This window comes from Hymenobacter nivis, assembly GCF_003149515.1.
Classification (GTDB): domain Bacteria; phylum Bacteroidota; class Bacteroidia; order Cytophagales; family Hymenobacteraceae; genus Hymenobacter; species Hymenobacter nivis.
This window is the reverse complement of sequence record NZ_CP029145.1, coordinates 4,836,207-4,851,882: the sequence shown is the minus strand read 5'-3', so window position 1 is coordinate 4,851,882 and position 15,676 is coordinate 4,836,207. Positions and strand designations below refer to the sequence as shown.

Below are 15,676 nucleotides of genomic sequence, written 5' to 3'. Positions count from 1 at the left end.
CCGGGCCTCAGCAGCGCGGAACCGCAGCTACTCGGAAAATACCGCGGTGCTGTGCCGGGCTGACCCAAGGCTTTTCCGCGCTCAATAAGCGTACTCAGTGAATGGACGCTGGCTGGAATGGACGCTGGCTGTTTGTGAGCAGATGCTTACTTCACAATCACGAGTTCCACACGGCGGTTGAGGCGGCGGGTTTCTTCGCGGTCGTTGGCAAAGCGCGGGCGCGAGCCGCCGTAGCCGGCGGTGCTGATGCGGCTTTCGTCCACGCCACGCTTCACGAGGTAGCGCTTCACCTCGGCCACCCGGTCTTCGGAGAGCTGCTGGTTTTTGTCAGCGGGCCCCACGTTATCGGTGTGGCCTTCGAGGCGAACTTTAATACCAGATTCGGCTTGTAAGGCAATGGCCAGGCGATTTAACTCTGTGTAGGAAGTGCCCAGCAACACCGCTTGGCCCTGGGCGAAGATGATGGTGGGCAGGTCCACTTTTTCGCCCACAGCGGCGGGACGCAGCAGCAGGTCGCGGCCCGCGTTACCCGCAAAAGCCAGCGTATCGATGCTGGAAAGCAGGCCGCTAGCCCCGACCACCCGGTAGCGCCCGGCCAGCAGCGAGAGCACGAAGCTGCCCGCGGCGTCGGTGCGGGCCGTGGCTTCGAACTGCACGCCCTGGGCGTTAGGCAGCAGCACGGCTTTCACGGTGGCCCCGGGCACGGGCTGGCGGCTGCGGGCGTCGAGCACCCGCCCGCTCACGAAAGCGCGGTTGGCCTCCGACACCGGGGCCGGGCCGGCGGCCACCGCAGTGGTATCGGGGGCGGCGCGGCCGGCGCGAAACAAGTCGGCCGAGGCGTTGGCGGTGGCCGACGAAGCGAAATAGGCCGTTTCGCCGTCGGCGGCCAGGCTGAAGTAGGCGTCGAAGCCGGGGCCGTTCAAGGCAGGGCCCAAGTTCTGGGGCTCACTCCAGCGTGTCCACGAATCGTCGAGGCGCTGGCTCACGAACACGTCTGCGCCGCCGTAGCCCATGTGGCCATACGAGCTGAAGTACAACGTTTTGCCATCGGGCGTGAGCCACGGGGCGAAGTCAAAGCCCGGCGAATTAAGCACGGGGCCCAGGCTTTCGGGGGCCGAGTAGCCGCCGGCGCCGGCGGGCCGGCTGAAGTAAATATCGTTGCCGCCTTCGGAGTCGCCGCGCTCCAGTGAAAGCAGCAGGATTTTCTCGTCGGCCGTCATGAAAAAGCCCGTGGCGGGTACGGCGGTGTAGTAGTTGGCCACGTCCACGTCCTCCGAGTGCAGGTTTTTGAGCGTGCCGCCGGGGGGGCCCGCGGCGGCGCGGCTCACCCGGCTCACGCCCTCGTCGCGGAAACCGTCGCGGTTGTAGGTGCCGCGCACGAGCAGCGTTTGGCCCTGGGCCCCCACCACGGCCAGCACGCCGTTGTTCTGGGGCGTATTCAGGGCGTCGAGGCGCTGCGGGGGCCCCCAGGTTTTACCCTTGTTGGGGCTTTGGGCGGCCCAGGCGTCGCCGGTGTCAGTGTTGCCCTCGGTGTTGCCCACAAATTTGGTGCGGCCGAAGTACAGCGTTTGCCCGTCGGGGGCCAGCACCGGGCCAATTTCGTTGCCCGCCGAGTTCAGCGCCGTCAGCGGCTCGCGGGGCCCGAAGCCGGGGCCCGTAGCCACGTTCAGGCGCAGCCGGAACAGGTGCCACTGCTGGCTGGCCCGACCGTTGGCCTTCTGGGCCTGCATGGGCGTGCCATTGAACTTGTCGGCGGCGGCCAGGCCGGCCACGCGGCCTTCCAGCCGGTTCTCAAACAAAAAGCTACCCAGGGGCCCCGCCGGCACCAGCCGCCACTGCTGCCCCAGCCCGCCCTGAAACGGCTGCTGCACCAGCGGCACAGCCTCGCCGGGCTTGGGCACCGTCAGGCACAAGGTACTGTGCTTGGCCTCGATGCGGAAGTATTCGCTGCCCGCCGCCACCGGCACAAAGCGCCACTGCTGGCTGTTGGAATGCGTGAATTCCCACTGCACGGCCGCGTCGCCGGCGTTGGTGCCGGCGCCCACCACGTCGAGGCAGCGACCACTGCCCCGGTCAATCAGGCCGTAGTAGGCCCGCTCGTCGGGTTGGAAGGAGCCCTGGGCCAGGGCCCCCAGCGAACAAAACAACAGCAGCAACGGCAGCAAACGAAGCATGGCGGGAGCGCACGGCCGGGCCGCACGCATTAGTTAAAGTAAGCGCAAAAGACGCTATGAACGACCGAAACGCCCGCTTGGCTGCATTTAGCGCTGCTGAAACTGTTTTATTTGAAGAAAAGCCGATACTCAGAAGCTGTTTCAGTTAATAAAAACGGTCCTGCTCATTGAGCGTCCGCGCAGTCGACGCCTCGCTCCCGCTGACTATACTCGTTGTGCAGTAGGGTGCGGGGCTTGCCCCCGCCCGTCGTTGAACAGAATCGTGGAAACGGCGCGAACGACGGGCGGGGGCAAGCCCCGCACCCTACCTCTTTCGCAAACCCACTTCGCGACGACTATAAATCAATTGATTACTGCCGCGGGATAGCGGCTTCGACTGCGCGGATGCCCGATGAGCATGACCGCTTGGAATACCCTTTTCTAACTCAAGCGACTGCTTAGTTCAAACCGTACTTGGTTAAAAACTTGCGGTTGAGGGCGGTTTGCTTGGTTTCGAGGCTGATGCGGCGGCCGTCGATGAAGGCGTAGGTGACGTTGTTGGTGCGCATGTCGAGCAGGTCGCCTTTGCTGAGCACGAGCGTGGCGCTCTTACCGGTTTCGAGCGAGCCATAGGCCTTGTCGATGCCCATGAGCTGGGCCGGGGCCAGGGTAATGGCCGTGAGGGCCTGCTCTTTGGTGAGGCCGTAGGCGGCGGCCGTGCCAGCGACGAAGGCCAGGTTGCGGCCGCCGGGGGCCTCCTGGCTGCCCTCGTAATCGAGGCAGTAGCGGATGCCGGCGGCTTGTAGCTGGGCGGGCAGCTTGTAGGGCTGGTCGTAGTCGTCAGCGTCGCGGCGGGGTAGTGCGTGCAGGCGGCTCACCACCACGGCCACGTCGTTTTGCTTGAGGAAATCGAGTACCATCCAGGCGTCGCGCCCGCCCACCACGGCCACCTTCTGCACCCCCAAGCGCTTGGCGAAGCGCACCGACTCGATGATTTCCTTGCCGTAGTCGGCGTGCAAGTACAGCGTTTTGCTGCCGTCGAACAGGCCGGCCAGGGCCGTCAGGCGCAGGTTTTCGCGGCGGCTGGCGGGCAGCTGGCGGTAGGCCGCCGCCTCGCCAAACAGCTGCTCCAGGTCACGCAGCTGGGTTTCGCGGGCTTTTTGGCGGCGCTCCAGGGCGGTGGCGTCCTCGGCCGGGTTGGTGCGGATGATGAGCTGGGGCCAGCTCAGGTGCTGGCCTTCGTCAGCGCGCACCACGGCGTCCTGCCAGTTCCAGGCGTCGAGCTGCACCACGCTGCTCTGGCCGGTCAGCAGGCCCCCGCGGGGCGTGGGCTGGGCCAGCAGCACGCCGTTCACGCGCAGCGTCGGCAGCACGTCCGAGTCGGTATTGTAGGCAATGAGGCTGCGCACGTTGGGGTTGAGGATGCCCACTTCCTGCTCATCCACGGTGGCGCGCACGGCTTCTACATCGGTGAGGCCTAGCGTGGTATTAGGCAAAATCAGGCCCGGGTACAGGTCCTGGCCGGTGCCGTCCACGGTTTCGTAGCCGGCCTTATCGGCCGTAAAGCCGCTAGCCGGACCAGCATAAGTCAGCTTGCCCTGGGCAAAGGCCACCGTGGCGTTGGGCACCACCGTGCCGTTGCCCACGTGCAGCGTGGCCCCGGTGATGAGCACCGGCTTAGCCTGGGGCCCCGCCGGGGCCGGTACCTGGGCCAGGGCTGGTAGGGCCCCCAGGGCAAGAAGAAGTGTAAATTGGAAACGCATGGCGTTGATTTTTAAGAGATGTAAGTGGGCAAACCGTAGCGTGGACGCTGCGAGTCCGCGCGGTTGAACGGTCGCCGAACGATTATCGGCAGGACAAAGCGAGGGCCGCGGACTACAAAGCCCGCGCTACAGCTTACTCCGCCAGGTCCTTCTCCTCGCCCAGCGTGTCGCAGTGCCAGGCGCCGTTGGCCTTGGCCACGGGCGGGCGCGTGGGGGCCCCGGCTTTCTTTTCGGTCAGCATGCGTTGCACAAGGCGCTCCCGCTCGCGGGCGATGTCGGCGCGCAGGGCCAGGTCGCTTTCGAGGCTAAACAGCTCGCGGCCATCCACAAAGGTGTAGGCGACTTTGGCGTAAATACTCAGCGGGTTATCAGTCCAGAGCACCACGTCGGCGTCCTTGCCTTCCTTAATGGAGCCCATGTGCTGGTCGAGGTGCAGCATTTTGGCGGGGTTGATGGTTACCAGGCGCAGGGCTTGCTCCTCGCTCAGGCCGCCGTACTTGATGGACTTGGCGGCTTCCTGGTTGAGGCGGCGGCTCATTTCGGCATCATCCGAGTTGATGGCCACGTTCAGGCCCTCCTTCGTCATGATAGCCGCGTTGAACGGAATGGCGTCCTTCACCTCGTTTTTGTAGGCCCACCAGTCCGAAAACGTGCTGGCGTTGATGCCACGGGCTTTCATCTTGTCGGCCACCTTGTAGCCTTCCAGGATATGGGTGAACGTATTGACCTTGAAGCCCATGCGGTCGGCCACGTTCATCAGCATGTTGATTTCTGACTGCACGTAGCTGTGGCAGGTGATGTGGCGCGTGTCGTGCAGAATCTCCACGAGGGCGTCCATTTCCAGGTCGCGACGCGGAGCGTCGGCGGTGGCCTGCGCTTTTTTGGATAACTTGTTGTAGGCCAGCATTTCCCGCTCGTATTCCTTGGCCCGGGTGAAGGCGTCTATGAACACCTGCTCGGTGCCCATGCGGGTTTGCGGGAAGCGCAACACGTTCTGCTCGCCCCAGTTGCTCTGCTTCACGTTTTCGCCCAGCGCAAACTTGATGAAGCCCGGGCCCCCCGCGATTTTCATAGCCTCGGCCGGGGCCCCCCAGCGCATTTTTATCAGCGCCGACTGCCCGCCGATGGGGTTGGCCGAGCCGTGCAGCAGCTGGGCCGCCACCACGCCGCCCGCCAAGTCGCGGTAAATGCCAACGTCTTCGGGGTCAATTACATCGCCAATCCGCACCTCGCTCGTCACCGACTGCGTACCCTCGTTCACGCCCTCCGAAATGGCCAGGTGCGAATGCTCGTCGATAATGCCCGGGGCCAGGTGCTTGCCCGTGCCGTCGATGCTGCGGCCGCCTTTGGGCAGCGCCAAATTCTTGCCCACGCGGCTGATTTTGCCATTTTCAAGCAGCACATCGGTATTTTCGAGCTTACCGGCGGCGTCGCTGGTCCAAACCGTGGCGTTTTTGATGAGCGTGGCGGTTTGGGCCGGCATCGCGGCGCGGCCGTAGGCGGCAAACGGGTACATGAGGGCCCCCAGCGCGGGCGCCGGCTTGGCCCGGGCCGTGTCGAGGCGGGCGGCGCGGGTGGCCTCGTCCTGGCGGCGGGCTACCCACTTCACCGGCGTGCCGTCGGCTAGCAGCCCCTGGCCCTGGAAGGTGCGCCCCTCCTGGGTGTAGTAGCCGCTGAGGCGCGTGGCGCCCTCGCCGGGCGCGGGGGCCCCAGGCGCGGTGCTGGGCTTCTGGCCCTTGCCAATCTTATCCTTTGGGTTGAAGACGATGGTGGTCAGGTCGCTGGTCACGGCCAGCGTGCCGCGGATGGTATCGCCGGCGGCGGGCACCACCTTCAGCTCGGGCGCTTCGGGCTTGCCCTGGATAAGGAAGCGGCCCTCGGGCTGCTGCCCAATTTGCAGCGTGTACACGCCGCGGTAGTCGGCCGGCACGGTGCTGAGCTGGTACCGCTCGCCCTGTACCCAGTTGTCGAGCAACACGTTGTCGTCGGCCAGCAGGTGGGCCGAGCAGACTACGAAGTTAGCCACCAAACCCGGGCGCAGGGACCCCACCTGGTCTTGGGCGCGCAGCAGCCGGGCGGGCGTATCGGTGAGGGCGCGCAGGGCGGCGGTTTCGCTCAGGCCGTACTGGCCGGCTTTGCGCAGGTTGGGCAGGAACTTCTTCTTGTCCTTGAGGTCGGCCGCCGTCAGGGCGAAGGGCACGCCCGCCTGGGCCAGGCGGGCGGCGTTGGCCGGGGCCAACTCCCAGTGCTTCAGGTCTTCAAGCGGAATACGGCGGGCGTCGTACACGTCCTCCACGTTGTAGGCCTCGGGGAAATCGAGCGGCACCACGAAGGTGGCCCCCGTGGCCTTCATCTCATCAAGGCGCTGGTACTCGTCGCCGCGCCCCTTGATGATGTACTGCACGCCGGCCTCGTCGCCCACTTTATCGGCTCGGATGGCCGACAATTTATCCCGCACCTGGAAGATGGTGGGCAGGCTTTTTTGCTGTGACAGGGCTTGCAGCGACAGGTTTTGCTCGCGGCGCGGGTTGCGCTTGTTCCAGGCGGCATCGAGGTAGGTTTGGCGCAGCAGCGCGATGCTGCCCATCAGCGAGGCGGGGTAGTCCTGCGTCGAGGTGCCCTTATCGAAGGAGAGCGCCGAGGCGGCCTTGTCCAGCAAAATCACCTCGTTCTCCTTGCGGTCGGTGTTGAGGCTCACCAGGGCCCCGGTGCCGCGCATGATGCCGTCGGCCTGCTGCGTGAGCACTGCTCCGAAGCCCAGGGCCCGGTAGGCAGCGGCCGCTTCGGCGTTCACCTTGAACAGGTCGGCGGCATTTACCTCGGGGTGTACGGCCTGGTTCCAGTCGTAGGCCCCGGGCTTTTGCGAGTCGAACTGGGGCCCCGCGTCGCGGCGGCCGCGGCGCTCGGGGACCTTAGTTTCGGGCACGCCGTAGGCCGTGTACACGTCCACGAAGCCCGGGTACACGAACTTGCCCTTGAGGTCCTGCACCACGGCGCCGGCCGGGATTTTCACCTTTGAGCCCGCCCCCAAGGCCTCAATCTTACCGTCGCGGATGACGAGCGTGGCATCCTCCAGGCGGGTTTGGTAGTCGGCGTAGAGCGTGGCGTGGGTGAAGGCGTACAGGCCGGGGCGCTGGTCGTACACGCCGTTGCGCGGGTAGGTGCTGGGCTGGGCCAGGGCCGTGCCGCCGGCCAGCAGCAGCCCGGCCAGCAAGGGCAAGGAAGTAGTGGTTTTTTTCATGCAGTGCGAAAGAAGGAAACGCCCGGCGGGGGCCCCGGGGCCCGGAGCGCGCCCGGGCCCGGTCTAAAAGTAACCGTCCGGGGCCCCGGGTTGCAACGGCTGGGCCGCATTGGCAGTAAGTAATCATCTAATTGTCTCCTCCTTCCCTCCTTCCCCATGCGCAAAGGCACCCAAGTATCCTGGAAATACGGCACCGGCACGGCCACCGGCAAAATCGAATCGATGCACAAAGAGCCCATCAAGCGCACCATTAAAGGCAGCGAAATCCACCGCAACGGCTCGCCCGACGACCCGGCCCTGGTCATCGTGCAGGAAAACGGCGACAAAGTGCTCAAGCTCCAAAGCGAGGTGAAGGCCGCATAGCCGCCCGGCTACTTGCACGTAAATACCACGGCGCTGGCGGCCGGTACGTTCACCACGAAGCTGCTGCCGCTGGCGCCGTAGCTGGTGCTGGCGGGGCTAAAGGTGCCATCGGCCGCCACGGCCTGGCCGCCCAGGGTAATGCCGTCGGTGGCGTCGAGGCCGGCCCCGGTGAGGCGCTGCATCGCCACGGCGCTCACCGCCTGGCCCGCCGCCACCGTCAGGCTAACCGGCGTGGCGCTTTCGAAGTTAAATACCGTAACTGTCTGGCTGCCGTCGGCTCCCAGGCTGGCGAAGGCTTGCACGTTGAGGGCAGTAATGCTCAGGTCCACGGGCTCGTAGCGGCCCTGGCTGCCGGCCTTGAAGAGCAGCATCCCGTAGTAGAGCGGCCGGGCTACAAACTGCCCGTTTACCAGCGCAATGGGGGTGTAGGCCCCGTTGCCACCGCCGTGGAAGTTGACGCCCGCCGCGTTGTGGGCGGCCAGCTGCCACATGAGGCGCGCGCCCCACAGGCCGGCCGCCAGCGTGTTGCTCACCCCCGCCTTGCCCCCGCCGTAGATGGAGTTAGTTTCGGCCACGCGGTAGGGCAGGTTGGCGGCCTGCGCCAGGGCGCTCGTGGTGGTGCTCATGGCTGCGTCGCGGGCGGGCAAGCCGATGAGGGTGGCGATGGTAATGCTAGGGTTGGAGGCCGGCCCCGCCTCGTAGAAGTGGGTGGTCAGCAGGTTAATCTTGCCCGCGGTGCCGGCGGCGAACGTGCTGGCCCAGTTGCCGCTAAGGTCGGTGGCGGGCCCGCTGAAGGCCAAGCCCGGCAGCAGCGGATGAATGGCCGCATAGTAGGCGTTGAAGTCGGCCACGTAATCGCCGGGGGTGTAGCTCGCCGTCCGGATGCCGTTGGAATGGTAGTCATTAGGCTCGTTGCCCACTTCGCAGCCCACCAGCCGGGGGCCCAGGGCCTGGCTCACGTAGCGGATTTCGGCCGTGGCGCGCGGAATGTCGCGGGCCGCGAGGTTCACCCCGAACAGCACCGGCATGCTCAGCTGCTGCACGAAGGCGGCAAAGCGGTCAACGTCGGTCGTGGTGATGGAGTCGGCGGGCGTGGTGGCCCGGCGCGCCTGGCCGCTCCAGGCGGTGCGGTCCACGCTGTTGCCCCCAATGCGCAGCAGCCCCGGCCCCAGGCCGTTGATGAGGTTGGCAAAGACCGGGTTGGCAGCGTTGAAGTAGGCCGGGTTGGTAATGGCCCCCATCTCGAAGCTCAGGCCGGCAAAATTGGCGGGCAGCGGCCGGCCGGGCTGGCCGGGGTGCAGCGCCAGCGTGAGGGGCGCGCCCTGGGCGGCGGGCAGGGCGGGCAAAGCCACCGGCGCTGGCGGGACCGGCGGGGCTGGGGACGCGGCTTCTTTCTGGCAGCCTTGGCTGCCGGCGCTTAGTAATAGCAGCAAGGCAAGAAACTTCCAGCGCATGGCATTGGGGGCGAGGGGTCAACCTGCGCAAGTTGCACCGCGGCCCGTGTGGCCGCCGTGAAGTGCAGGGGTGGCGCTGTCAGCCCCCGAAAAGCAAAGAGCGCCGACCAGCCGGCCGGCGCTCTTTGCGCAGTAATTAGGAGGCGGGCAAGCCAGTAGACCGGCTTACCAGTTGTCTTTGTCGGGCTTGATGAAGGCTTCCTTCTCCATCTCCTCCGGCACTACCACAATACCCTGCTGGAGCTTGGAATTGCGCTTACCGTAGAGGAAGTACACCACAAAGCCCGCCAGCATCCAGGCCAGGGCCACTTCCAGCGTGAAGGGGTCGAGGCCCACAATCAGCAGCGTGCACACCAGGGCCCCCATGATGGGCACCAGCGGGAAGCTGGGCGCGGAGAGCGGCGCGCGGAACGGCCGGGGCTGCTCGGGGTCCGACTTGCGCATGATCCACACGCCCAGGCTCACGAGCACGAAGGCCAGCAGTGTGCCGAACGAGGTGAGGTCGCCGGCCAGCGAGCCGGGCACGAAGGCCGCGAACAGGCCCACGAACACCATCAGCATCAGGTTGGATTTGTAGGGCGTGTTGAACCGGGGGTGCAGCTCGGAGAAGGCCTTAGGCATCAGCCCGTCCTTGGCCATCGAGAAGAACACACGGCTCTGGCCCATGAGCATCACCAGGATAACCGACGTGAAGCCGAGCAGAATGCCCACCGTCACGGCCGTGGCCAGCCAGCTATAGCCGGGCATGTGGGCCCGGATGGCGTAGGCCACCGAGGCCTCGCCGCCCAGGGCCGGGTCGGCAAATTCGCGCCAGCTGGCCACGCCCGTCAGCACGTGCCCGAACAAGATGTAGAGCACTGTGCAAATGGCCAGTGAGCCCAGAATGCCAATGGGCATGTCGCGCTTGGGGTTTTTGGCTTCCTGCGCAGCCGTGCTCACGGCGTCGAAACCGATGAAGGCGAAGAACACGATGCCCGCGCCCCCGATGATGCCGCCCAGGCCATGCTTAAAGAAGCCTTCGTAGGTGCGCACCACTTCGCCAGCCGAGTTTTTCACCACGGCGTCGGCCGGAATGAGGTAAGGCGTGTGGTTGGCCGGATTGATGAACTGCCAGCCGATGGCAATGAATACAATGACGATCAGTACTTTCAGCACCACCACCACGGCGTTGAACAGCGCCGACTCCTGGGTGCCTTTCACCAGCAGCAGGCTCAGGGCTACGATGACGAGCAGCGCGGGCAGGTTGATGAGGCCGTGCTGCGCCACGCCGTTCACCATGGCGTGCTCGAAGGGCGAGTGGCTTAGATTGTATGGCACACTGGTGCCGAAGACCTCCAAGAGCTTGTTCAGGTACTCGCTCCAAGCAATGCTGACGGTGGCCGCGCCCAGGGCGTACTCCATGATGAGGGCCCAGCCGATAACCCAGGCCACAAACTCGCCCATAGTGGTGTAGGCGTAGGTGTAGGCCGAGCCGGCAATCGGAATCATGGCCGCAAACTCGGCGTAGCACAGGCCCGCAAACACGCACCCAAAGGCCGCCAGGATGAAGGCCAGCGTGATGCCCGGCCCTGCGGCCTGCGCGGCGGCGGCGGCGGTGCGCACAAACAGGCCCGCCCCGATGATAGCGCCCACGCCCAGGGCCACGAGGTTGCCAGCGCCCAGCGTGCGCTTCAGAGCCCCGTGCCCGGTAGAGTTGGCTTCACCCAGCAGCACCGCCAGGGGTTTTTTGGCAAAAATACTAGCCATATTTTAAAAAAAAGAGAAAGTTGAGGGAAGGGAGAAGCCGCAATTGCCCGCGCCGCAGCCCAGGGTCCGAAATATAGGCAGCTTTTTTGGGCCCCGGCCCAATTTCTGGCACCCTGCTTGCAAAGCGTTGGACGAAGCCGCTTAAACCGGGCGGGCCTTCCGCCCCCCAACTTACTCGCACTCATTTTCTTTCTTCGCCATGAATAAGTCCCTCGCCCTATATGTCGCCCTGGCCCTGGCCACTACCGGCGCCTTTGCCCAAACTGCCCCGCCGGCCGCCGCTCCGGCCCCGCCAATGGCCCGCAAGGGCCCCCACAAAATGAAATCGCCGGAGCAAATGGCCGCCCGCCGCTCCCAAAAAATGGCCCAGCAGCTCAGCCTCAGCCCCGACCAGCAAAGCCGCCTCCAGGCCGCCCTGCTGGCCGAGCGCCAGGGCATGACCGCCGCCACCGGCCCGCCCCCCGCCGACCGCAAGGCCCTGCACCAAGCCATGCAGGCCAACCACGCCCAGTACGAAGCCCAGGTGCAAGCCATCCTCACCCCTGCCCAGTTCACGCAGTACACGGCCATGCAACAGCAGAAGCACACCAAGGCCAAAGCCAGGCGCCAGCAGCGCACAAGCCTGGCCCCCAATAACTAACGCCGACATTATTCCACCGCGCGTTTTGTAAAAGCCCTAAGCCGCCTGGCTGGGGCTTTTTTGCGTTTGGGGCGGGGCGGGGGCCCGGGCGGCGGGCCGGCGTTGGGCAGCGCCGTTTATATTTGGCTAAACCGATGGGGCCCCGGCGGAGTTACTTCGGCTTCGCCGGGGGCCCGCCGCCGCGCTTCCACGCAAAACTTCCCCCATGCCCCCTCTCCCCAGTAGCGCGGCCCCGGCCGTGCAAATCCAACAGTTCTACGACAAGGGCCTGGCCCAGGCAAGCTACGCCGTGCGCTGCGGCCGCCAGGTGGCCCTCATCGACCCGGGCCGCGACCCGCAGGTGTACTACGATTTTGCCGACGAGCACGAGGCCAAAATCGTGGCTGTCATCGAGACGCATTCGCACGCCGATTTTGTGTCGTCGCACCTGGAAATTGCCGAGGAAACCGGAGCCCGCATCTACTGTAGCAAACTGCTGGGGGCCCAGTACGCGCACCACGACTTCGACGATGGCGACCGCATCGCCCTCGGCACCGTGGAGCTGCACGCCGTGAACACGCCCGGCCACTCGCCCGACAGCATCAGCGTGCTGCTGATGGACGACCTAGCCCAGACGCGCGCTGTGTTCACCGGCGACGCCCTGTTTGTGGGCGACGTGGGCCGGCCCGACTTGCGCGAAGACGCCGCCGCGGGCGGCCACACCCGCGAGGCCCTCGCCGCCCAGCTCTACCAGAGCACCCGCCGCAAGCTGATGACGCTGCCCGGCACCACCAAGGTATACCCCGCCCACGGCCCCGGCAGCCTATGCGGCAAAACCACCAGCCCCGACCTCGACAGCACCATCGCCCGCGAGCTGGCCACCAACTACGCCCTCCAGCCCATGTCGGAGCCCGAGTTTGTGCAGGCCTTGCTCGCCAACCAACCGTTCGCACCCAAGTACTTCGGCCATAGCGTACATCTCAATAAGCTGGGCGCCAAGGCCTACGAGGCCAGCGTGCGCGCCGTGCCCCACCTGCCGCCCGGCACCGCCCCGGCTCCCGGCGTACTGCTGATCGACACCCGGCCCGCCGCCAAGTTCCGCGCCGGCCACCTGCCGGGAGCCCTAAATTTGATGGACGGCGTCAAGTTTGAAACCTGGCTGGGCTCCATAGTGGGGCCCCAGGAGCCGTTTTATCTAATGGCCGATTCCCACATTGCGCTGGACGCCGTGGTTCGCAAAGCCGCCAAAATCGGCTACGAAACCAACATCAAAGGGGCCCTGCTAGCCCCCGCCGCCCGGCCCGCTACCGCCCCGGAGGTCGACGTGGCCGCCGTGCGCCAGCACCCCGAGCGCTTCACCGTCGTCGACGTCCGCAACCCCGCCGAGACTCAGCCGCCCCTCTTCCCCGGGGCCCTAAATATCCCGCTGCCGAAACTGCGCGAGCGCGCCCACGAAGTCCCCACCGACAAGCCCATCTTGGTGCACTGCGCCGGCGGCTACCGCTCGGCCGCCGGCGCCAGCATCCTGGCCGCCGCGTTTCCCGAGGCGGAGGTGTTCGATTTGGGGGAGGCGGTGGAGGGGTTTTTAATAGGTGCTAGTACCTAAATTATTAAATTGAATAAAAAATGATGCAATAAGATATTTCCTGCTTAACCATTCAGGTATTTATAGCTAACTATTCTAAGCGCAGACAACTTAATTTATTACAAATTATAACACATTAATGATACTAATTATTAGGTTACTTATTTTATCGATCATCGACTACTTAATCATCTGGTTTTATGTAAAGCAAATAGATCCAGACCCAAGTATTTCAATTGCAATAATACTTTTAGTACCCGCAGTAATTGTAATAAATTTAGCCATTGCATTACTGTTGCATTTTATCAGGAGGCAGTTTGTTAAAGTATTTTTAGTCAATTCTATAATTTCGGCAATTTTGATGAATATCATCTTTACACAAAGAATTCGCGAGCATCAAAAAATAAGATTTGAAAGTTGGACCTTTAAAACAGCTAATAGATCTTTTGAAATCACAGATGGGAAGTTAGATCATTCATTCAGTATGAGTGAAAGAATTACTTCGGGATCTTCAATCGAATTTTTGCAAGGAAATTTTATTGTAAAAGGTAACGATTATTACTTGACAACTGATTCAAGTAAATACGTAATAAGAAACAGTTTTTTATATGGATTCAGGAGTAAGGATAGTATTATTCGACTTTTAAAAGTCGAATAATGACTAATTATATTACTGGACATTATTTGTAACTAGATGCGCGTATTGCACACCGCCGACTGGCACCTGGGCCAGCATTTCCTAACCGGGCAGGAACGCCTGACCGAGCAGCGGGCGTTTCTGACGTGGCTGCTGGGGGCCGTGCAAACCCACGGCGTAGACGCGCTGGTGGTGGCCGGCGACGTATTCGACACCACCACGCCCTCGCACGCGGCCCAGGAGCTGTACTACAATTTCCTGGTGCAGATGCAAGGGACCAACTGCCACGACATTGTAGTGGTGGGCGGCAACCACGACTCGCCCACCCTACTCAACGCCTCGCGGCAGCTGCTGCGGCGGCTGCGCATCCACGTTGTGGGCGGCGTGCCCGCCGATCCCGCCGAGCAGGTGGTGGCCCTGGCCGAAACCAGCGGCCGGCCCGCGCTGGTGGTCTGCGCCGTGCCGTTTCTGCGCGACCGCGACATTCGCCTCGCCGTGGCCGGCGAAACGCCCGACGAGCGCCAACTCCGCGTGCGCCAAAGCATTGCCGCCCACTACGGGGCCCTCGCCGCGGGCGACGCCGTGCGGCGCCTGCGCGAGCAGGACGTGCCCGTGCTGGCCACCGGCCACCTCTACGCGGCCGGCGGGGAGGCCCGCGAGGGCGCTGAGCGCGATGTGCACATCGGCGGGCTAGGCTCGGTGGGGGCCCCGGATTTTCCAGCGGCATTCGACTACGTGGCCCTCGGGCACTTGCACCGGCCGCAGGTGGTGGGCGGGCAGGCGCACATCCGCTACTCGGGCTCGCCGGTGCCGCTCTCGTTTACCGAGGCCGACGACCGCCAGCAGGTGCTACTGCTAGATTTCAAAGGCGCCGGGGCCCCCACGATTACCGCCCTACCAGTGCCCGTGGTGCGCCGCCTCCAACGCTTCCACGGTACCCTGGAGGAAGTAGAAGCCAATATTTTGGCCTACGACAACGCCGCCTTCGAGCTGGTGGCCTGGGCCGATATCCAGGTACGTTCCGACGAGTCACAGGCCGAAGTGCAGCGCCGCGTGCAGGCCGTGCTGAAGGAGCGCGCCGCCCACGTGCAGGCTCCCCGCGGCGCCCGCCACCAGCGCGCCACCGAGGCGCCCGACGTGGCCACCGCCGCCGCCGGGCCCCTGGTCTTCCTGCACGATTTGACGGTGGACGAGGTATTTGGCCGGCGCGTAGCGGGCCTGCCGCCCGGGCGCGCCGCCGCCCTCACCGCCACCTTCGGCGAGCTGCGCCAGCTACTGGCCGAAGCCGACCCACAAGCCTGGGGCGGCGAGGAAGGCTAGGGCAGCTTGAGTTAATTCTTTGGCTCTTGGAACGATGTAGAGACGCATCCTTGCGTCTCCCGCTTGAACGATGTTCGGACGAGTCGTTCAAGCGGGAGACGCAAGGATGCGTCTCTACATCGTGCTACGCTAGAGCGGTTTCCAAATCACTGTACATGATATCCACAATGGTCAAACCAATTTTTGGCATCCTGTTCGGTTACCCACTCGGCGGCGGCCCGGATGGCTTCCTCCAGCAGGTCGCGGGTACGGGCCTTGGCGGTGCGCAGCCACGTCTTGAGCTTGCTAAAAGCCAGTTCAATGGGGTTGAAATCAGGCGAATAAGGCGGCAGGTAGCGCAGCCGTGCCCCGTATTTGCGCACGATATCGTCCAGCCCGTCCACCTTATGCACGGAGAGGTTGTCGAGTACCACCACGTCGCCCGGCCGCAGGGTGGGGCCGGGCACCTGGTCGAGGTAGGCGGCAAACACGTCGCCGTTGACAGCCCCGTTGACAGCCCCGTTGACGCTGAGCAACGCCCCGAGCCCGTCCGGGGTCAGGGCGGCGAGGAGCGTCACGTTCGGGCCGCTGAGCAACGGCACGGCCTGGTCCAGGCGCTGGCCGGCCGGGGCCCGGCCATAGCGGCGGCAGTAGGGGAGGTTAGTGCTCGTCTCGTCCACGAATACGAAACGGGTAACATCTTCTGGCTGAATGGCTTCCAAAAACAAGCGGCGCAAGGCTACGACGCGTTCGGTGTCACGCTCGGCGGCGTGGATGCTTTTTTTTTGCGCCCCCACCCCAGGCGCTCGACCGCCC

The 15,676-nt window shown here is 64.4% G+C and carries 11 protein-coding genes; 5 read left to right on the top strand and 6 right to left on the bottom strand.

The features are described from left to right. Positions 1-146: 146 nt before the first annotated feature. The 3 genes from DDQ68_RS21520 to DDQ68_RS21510 form a co-directional block, all read right to left on the bottom strand. Entirely contained in the window at positions 147-2,174 is a 2,028-nt protein-coding gene (locus DDQ68_RS21520; RefSeq protein WP_162550319.1) for an RICIN domain-containing protein, read from the bottom strand. 437 nt (positions 2,175-2,611) lie between these two features. Beyond that, positions 2,612-3,916: an amidohydrolase family protein gene (locus tag DDQ68_RS21515; RefSeq protein ID WP_109658135.1), complete on the bottom strand. Its 1,305-nt coding sequence runs from the start codon at positions 3,914-3,916 to the stop codon at positions 2,612-2,614. A gap of 133 nt (positions 3,917-4,049) precedes the next feature. Beyond that, the gene (locus DDQ68_RS21510) at positions 4,050-7,157 is read right to left on the bottom strand and encodes an amidohydrolase family protein (protein ID WP_109658134.1); all 3,108 of its coding nucleotides are present in this window, start codon (positions 7,155-7,157) and stop codon (positions 4,050-4,052) included. A 156-nt stretch (positions 7,158-7,313) separates the two neighbouring features. On the opposite strand from DDQ68_RS21510, the gene DDQ68_RS21505 reads away from it, so the two are divergent. Next, positions 7,314-7,520: a hypervirulence associated TUDOR domain-containing protein gene (locus DDQ68_RS21505; protein WP_109658133.1), complete on the top strand. Its 207-nt coding sequence runs from the start codon at positions 7,314-7,316 to the stop codon at positions 7,518-7,520. A gap of 8 nt (positions 7,521-7,528) precedes the next feature. On the opposite strand, the gene DDQ68_RS21500 is transcribed toward DDQ68_RS21505, so the two are convergent. After that, the gene (locus tag DDQ68_RS21500) at positions 7,529-8,974 is read right to left on the bottom strand and encodes a glycosyl hydrolase family 79 C-terminal domain-containing protein (protein ID WP_109658132.1); all 1,446 of its coding nucleotides are present in this window, start codon (positions 8,972-8,974) and stop codon (positions 7,529-7,531) included. A 165-nt stretch (positions 8,975-9,139) separates the two neighbouring features. Beyond that, positions 9,140-10,720 (bottom strand): amino acid permease, encoded by a 1,581-nt coding sequence (locus tag DDQ68_RS21495; protein ID WP_109658131.1) that lies wholly within the window; start codon positions 10,718-10,720, stop codon positions 9,140-9,142. A 199-nt stretch (positions 10,721-10,919) separates the two neighbouring features. On the opposite strand from DDQ68_RS21495, the gene DDQ68_RS21490 reads away from it, so the two are divergent. The 4 genes from DDQ68_RS21490 (at position 10,920) to DDQ68_RS21480 (ending at position 14,881) form a co-directional block, all read left to right on the top strand. Beyond that, positions 10,920-11,360, top strand: coding sequence for a DUF4890 domain-containing protein (locus DDQ68_RS21490; RefSeq protein ID WP_109658130.1), 441 nt, complete (start codon positions 10,920-10,922; stop codon positions 11,358-11,360). A gap of 205 nt (positions 11,361-11,565) precedes the next feature. After that, entirely contained in the window at positions 11,566-12,945 is a 1,380-nt protein-coding gene (locus DDQ68_RS21485) for an MBL fold metallo-hydrolase (protein WP_109658129.1), read from the top strand. A 118-nt stretch (positions 12,946-13,063) separates the two neighbouring features. Continuing rightward, positions 13,064-13,582, top strand: a complete 519-nt coding sequence (locus DDQ68_RS23220; protein WP_162550318.1) for a hypothetical protein — start codon at positions 13,064-13,066, stop codon at positions 13,580-13,582. A gap of 36 nt (positions 13,583-13,618) precedes the next feature. Beyond that, entirely contained in the window at positions 13,619-14,881 is a 1,263-nt protein-coding gene (locus DDQ68_RS21480; protein WP_109658128.1) for an exonuclease SbcCD subunit D C-terminal domain-containing protein, read from the top strand. A gap of 146 nt (positions 14,882-15,027) precedes the next feature. On the opposite strand, the gene DDQ68_RS21475 is transcribed toward DDQ68_RS21480, so the two are convergent. Continuing rightward, positions 15,028-15,597, bottom strand: coding sequence for an IS630 family transposase (locus tag DDQ68_RS21475; RefSeq protein ID WP_245897177.1), 570 nt, complete (start codon positions 15,595-15,597; stop codon positions 15,028-15,030). Positions 15,598-15,676 lie beyond the last annotated feature (79 nt).